This is a genomic window from Marinobacter sp. UBA2498 (assembly GCF_002341575.1).
Taxonomy (GTDB): domain Bacteria; phylum Pseudomonadota; class Gammaproteobacteria; order Pseudomonadales; family Oleiphilaceae; genus Marinobacter; species Marinobacter manganoxydans.
Genome location: NZ_DDOI01000116.1, coordinates 1 through 5,184 on the forward strand (window position 1 = coordinate 1; position 5,184 = coordinate 5,184).

Annotated in this window: 6 protein-coding genes; 3 read left to right on the forward strand and 3 right to left on the reverse strand. The window is 58.0% G+C overall.

What is annotated here, in order from left to right:
* Positions 1–587 (forward strand): methyl-accepting chemotaxis protein (locus B2W52_RS15995; RefSeq protein ID WP_286803725.1); only part of this gene is annotated, 587 nt, incomplete at its 5' end.
* A 74-nt stretch (positions 588–661) separates the two neighbouring features.
* Here B2W52_RS15995 and rnt read toward each other — a convergent pair.
* Together rnt and pyrC are read right to left on the reverse strand one after the other, a co-directional pair.
* Positions 662–1,318, reverse strand: a complete 657-nt coding sequence (gene rnt / locus B2W52_RS16000) for a ribonuclease T (RefSeq protein WP_075267700.1) — start codon at positions 1,316–1,318, stop codon at positions 662–664.
* Positions 1,319–1,362: 44 nt separating this feature from the next.
* On the reverse strand, positions 1,363–2,394 hold the full coding sequence (gene pyrC, locus B2W52_RS16005; RefSeq protein WP_008171436.1) for a dihydroorotase: 1,032 nt from the start codon (positions 2,392–2,394) through the stop codon (positions 1,363–1,365).
* 183 nt (positions 2,395–2,577) lie between these two features.
* Here pyrC and B2W52_RS16010 point away from each other — a divergent pair, with 183 nt between their 5' ends.
* On the forward strand, positions 2,578–3,495 hold the full coding sequence (locus B2W52_RS16010; protein WP_273070270.1) for a flagellar protein MotY: 918 nt from the start codon (positions 2,578–2,580) through the stop codon (positions 3,493–3,495).
* Between the two features lie 6 nt (positions 3,496–3,501).
* Here B2W52_RS16010 and B2W52_RS16015 read toward each other — a convergent pair whose 3' ends face one another.
* The gene (locus tag B2W52_RS16015; RefSeq protein WP_008171440.1) at positions 3,502–4,428 is read right to left on the reverse strand and encodes a histone deacetylase family protein; all 927 of its coding nucleotides are present in this window, start codon (positions 4,426–4,428) and stop codon (positions 3,502–3,504) included.
* 208 nt (positions 4,429–4,636) lie between these two features.
* Here B2W52_RS16015 and B2W52_RS16020 point away from each other — a divergent pair.
* Positions 4,637–5,184: CoA-binding protein (locus B2W52_RS16020; protein ID WP_286803726.1), on the forward strand; the 548-nt coding region annotated here is incomplete at its 3' end.

Sequence of the window (5,184 nt, forward strand, 5' to 3'; positions counted from 1 at the left end):
GTGCTATGGCCAGGGAACTGGAGGAAGCAGAAGCCGGCATAGAGGACTTGCGAAAGAATATGGAATCCATCACCAGGGTTCTGGATTCGATAAAGTCCATCGCCGACCAGACTAACTTGCTGGCTCTGAATGCCGCTATTGAAGCGGCCCGGGCCGGTGAACAGGGCAGGGGCTTCGCGGTGGTCGCGGATGAGGTGCGCAGCTTGGCCCAGAACAGCCAGAAGGCGACCGAGGAGATCAGTAGTTCCATCGAAACTCTGGTCAATTCGTCGGAGCGTGCTTCAAAGGTCGTTACCCGTTGCAGCACCCAGGCCAGAGGCATTTCTGAGCGGGCAGGAACCGTAGTATTGCAGCTTCGCGAGGCAGTGGAAGAGGTTGCCCGGATGTCCGGTATGGCGGAGCAGATTGCTACGGCTTCCGAAGAGCAATCAGCCACGGCCGAAGAAGTAACGCGCAACGTATCCACAATTGCTGAAAAGTCCTTGGAGACCAAACAGGCCATGGTCCAGATCTCCGAAGCCAGTGGTGACTTGGCGGAGTTGTCTCATCAGCTCAGGGATTCTCTGTCCCGCTTTAAAGTCAGCTGAGTATGAGGCGTGCCTTCAACACTTAGGCCTGGCACACAGAAAAAAACCCGCTGCGGCGGGTTTTTTTATGGCGGTTATTCGGTCTCTTCGGGGATCACCGGAGGCGGAAAGCCGCCCAGTTCTTTCCAGCGATTCACAATGCCACAGAACAGGTCTGCGGTTTTTTCCGCGTCATAGGCGGCGGAATGGGCTTCCTTGTTGCTGAACGGAATGCCCGCGAGTTTGCAGGCCTGGGCCAGAACCGTGTGGCCATAGGCCAGGCCGGCCAGCGTGGCGGTATCGAAGGTTGAGAAAGGATGGAACGGGTTACGACGGATGTCGGCCCGCAGCGCGGCTGCAAAGATGAAGTTATGGTCAAAGGTGGCATTGTGGCCCACCAGGACGGCTCGCTTGCAATCGTGGTTCTTCACCGCCTTGCGAATGGGGCTGAAGATCTCGCTGAGTCCTTCCCGCTCGGGTACCGCTTCTCGCTCCGGATTCCACGGATCAATACCCGTGAAATCAAGCGCGGACTGCTCCAGATTCGCGCCTTCGAAAGGATCGATCTGCTGAACGTGGGTTTCAGCGCGCCGCACCCAGCCATCGTCGTCCATGGTCAGTATCACTGCCGCCACTTCCAGCAGGGCGTCCCGCTCGGGATTGAAGCCAGCGGTTTCCACGTCGACTACAACAGGCAGAAACCCGCGAAAGCGGCGGGACATGGGATGCGGTGGTTTGTTTTCGTCAGTCACTCAAGCTCCGGTCTTGGCCGTGTGTGAGAAGGAATAAGTCAGGTTTACGCCAGTTTCCAGTGAACGGTTTCACCAGCCTTGAGGGGCACGATGGTTCCGTCAGCCAGCGGCAGCTCTGCCGGCATGGTCCAGGGGTCACGAATCAGGGTGATGGTATCGGTATTCCGCGGTAGGCCATAGAAATCCGGCCCGTTGAAACTGGCGAATGCTTCAAGTTTATCCAGGATGCCAAGCTCTTCGAAAATGTCCGCATACAGGCCGATTGCGCCGTAAGCCGAGTAACAGCCAGCGCAACCGCAGGCTGCCTCTTTGCGATCCTTCGAATGAGGGGCGGAATCCGTGCCCAGGAAAAAGCGTTTGTCGCCGCTGGCCACCGCGTCCCTGAGCGCCTGTTGATGGCGGTTACGCTTTAGGATTGGCAGGCAATAGAGATGCGGTCGAATGCCGCCTACCAGCATGTGGTTGCGGTTATACATCAGGTGCTGGGGCGTCAGAGTCGCACCGAGGTTGTCACCGGTGTGCTGCCGGACAAACTCTGCGGAATCGGCCGTGGTGATATGTTCCAGTACAACCTTCAGGTTCGGGAAAGCCTCGAGAGTGGGTGCCAGGACACGCTCCAGAAATACCTTTTCCCGGTCGAAAATATCGATATCGGCATCGGTTACCTCTCCGTGTACCAGCAGCAGCATGCCACAATCGGCCATGGCCTCCAGAACCGGATAGATGTTACGGATATCCTTCACCCCCGAGTCGGAATTGGTCGTTGCCCCGGCCGGGTAAAGCTTGGCAGCCACAACGCCGGCAGCCCTGGCATCCCGGATGGTCTGCGCCGTCATGCTCTCGGTCAGATACAGCGTCATCAACGGCTCGAACTCGGTGCCATTGGCAGCCGCCAGAATGCGCTCCCGGTAGGCTGTGGCATCGGCTGCGGTTGTCACCGGCGGTACCAGGTTGGGCATGATGATGGCGCGAGCGAAGCAGGCGGCCGTAGCCGGTACCACGTCGTTGAGAATGTCGCCGTCCCGTACGTGAAGGTGCCAGTCGTCGGGGCGTGTGAGCGTGAGCTTGTCTGTCATGGCGTTTGTCCGAAATACCTTTGGCGGGGCGAGCTTGTGCCCGGTTCTCTGGGAGCCGAAAAAATTTGGCGAATTATACCAGAAGGCGCGGGTGATTGTTTTCCGGTTGGTGGCTAAAGAACTTCCGGCTCAGGCCGTTAAACAGTCTGACTCTGCTAACTCCGGACACTGATGGCTAGCTCTATGGGATTTCGCCCCGGACAACTCCTGAATACTCTGCTGGTTGCCACGTTGCCCGTGGTGCTTCTGCCGGCAACCGCGCAGGCTGCCAGCTATGGCGCCGGAATCGAGAACAGCCAGTGGTATCTCGCCGAGTCGGTATTTGAATGCCGGCTGGTGCACGAAGTTCCCGGCTACGGTCGGGCGGTGTTCAATCATCGCGCCGGTGAAAGTCTCAGCTTTTTCCTGGAGTCTGATTCCGCATTGATGCGACCAGGGCGCGGCAGCCTTGTGGTCGAGGCACCGGCCTGGCGTCCGGGTGTGGCGCCGAAGCCCCTGGGAACGGTCAATGTCTCGGATGATCGCCGTCAGGTCTCGCTGGATACCCGTCAGGCGTTCGTGGTCGCCCATGGACTTCTGGACGGGATGCGCCCGACGGTAACCAGGGAATCGTGGTTTGATGGCCGCCCGGTGCGGGTTCAGGTCTCCAACATTAACTTCGCCGGCGAGTACCAGCGTTATCAGCGCTGTACGTCCAATCTACTGCCGGTAAACTTTGATCAGATCCAGCGCTCGAGGGTGCTCTTTGCCAGCGGCAGCACGCAATTATCCGATGCCGACAGGCAACTACTGGATAACATCGTGGCCTATGTGAACGCAGATTCCACGGTTGAGCGGATTTTCGTGGATGGTCATAGTGACAGTATTGGAAGCCGGATCGACAACCGTGCGCTTTCCGAAGATCGCGCCAATGTGGTGGCCGACTACCTCAAGGCGAGCGGTATTGATGAAAACATGATTACCGTTCGGGCTCACGGCGACCAGTACCCGGTATCCAACCGGCCCGCAGATAACCGGCGCACCAATATCCGCCTGCAACGGGCCGGTGACCGCCGGGAACTGCAGCAGGCTAACGGTTATGGCGGCGAACCCAGGGGCTGATTGGCGTCAGTAAACCGAATCCAGTACTTCCAGGTGGGCATTGACGCTTTCCGCCAGGGCCCGCAGATGGTACCCGCCCTCCAGGGTTGAAATGATCCGGTCATTGCTGTGCTCACTGGCGACACCCACAATCATTTCCGTTAGCCAGCGATAATCTTCCGTATCCAGATTCAGTTCTGCCATCGGATCCAGCCGGTGGGCATCAAAACCCGCCGAAATCAGGATCAACTGCGGTTTGAATTCATTCAGGCGCTTCAGCCATCCCGCCTCCACCTGCTTCCGGTACTCTTCAGACGAACAGTTTGCCTCAATCGGAATATTCACGATGTTGTCGGCCTGCCGGTGCACATGGGAGTGCGGGTAGAAGGGATGCTGGAAGCTTGAGCACATCAGGATACGCTCGTCGCCACTGACAATGTCTACGGTGCCATTGCCCTGGTGCACGTCGAAATCGATGATCGCGACCCGCTCCAAATGATGAAAGGTGAGGGCGCGCATCGCGGCGAGGGCAACGTTGTTGTAAAAACAGAACCCCATGGATTTCGCCCGCTCGGCATGGTGCCCGGGCGGCCGGGCACACACAAACGCGTTGGTAACCTGGCTGCTCATGACCATATCCACGGCCTGGATATTGGCACCAGCTGCCAGACGAGCGGCTCGAAGGGTGTCGGGCATCATGGCCGTGTCCGGGTCGGTAAACACGCGGCCGCGGGTCGGTTGCATCAGGTCCAGTTGATGGAGATATTTTTCCGGATGCACCATCAGAAGCTGATCACGGGTGATTTCTTCCGGCCGCACCCAGTCCAGCTTCTGGTCCAGGCCAGTATCAGCAAGGTAGCTGATGATGGCCGCCAGCCGCTCAGGGCTTTCCGGATGTTCCGGCCCCATGTTGTGTTTCATGAAGTCATCGTGGGAAAAGAATGCCGTGGTCATACGTCTCGGACTGCCTTCGATATGCTTATATTTTCTTCAAGCTTATCAGGGAAAACTGCACGATGCCGTGTTTCTTTGGTCTTATAACGGCGATAGTCATTTCACATCGGGGTATCAAGGCCTAAGATAAGAGTTACACTCATAAGTAACCTGTTTTATTACATTTATTTCCCAACGGTCTGCCGGCCGCATACAAAGGAGAGTCAGCTTGAGCACCCGGTATCTGGAGAGCCTGTTTAATCCCGCGTCCATTGCGGTGATCGGTGCGTCGGAGCGGGCAGACAACCTTGGCGGTATGGTGTTGCGGAACCTGATGGGGGGCGGTTATCCCGGCCGGTTACTGGTGGTGAACCAGAACGATTACGACAACGTGCACGGGGTGCCCTGCGTCAAGAAAGTCTCGAAAATGGAATTTTCCCCGGACCTGGCAATCATCTGTACGCCGCCGGATACCGTGGCCAAGACCATCAAGCGGCTGGGGGAGGCCGGGGTGCGCACTGCGATCGTTATGACCGGTGGCATGTCTCGTACTCACAGTAAAACCGGCCAGCCCCTGATGTATTCCGTTCGTGAAGCGGCCCGGGAAACCGGAATCCGGGTACTGGGCCCCAACACCATCGGACTGATGGTCCCCGCCCGCAGCCTGAACGCTACCTACGCCCATATGGGCGCCATCCCTGGCCGGGTTGCCTTCGTTGGCCAGTCCGGCACCATCGCCAGTTCTGTCATAGACTGGGCATTCGCCCGTGGTGTGGG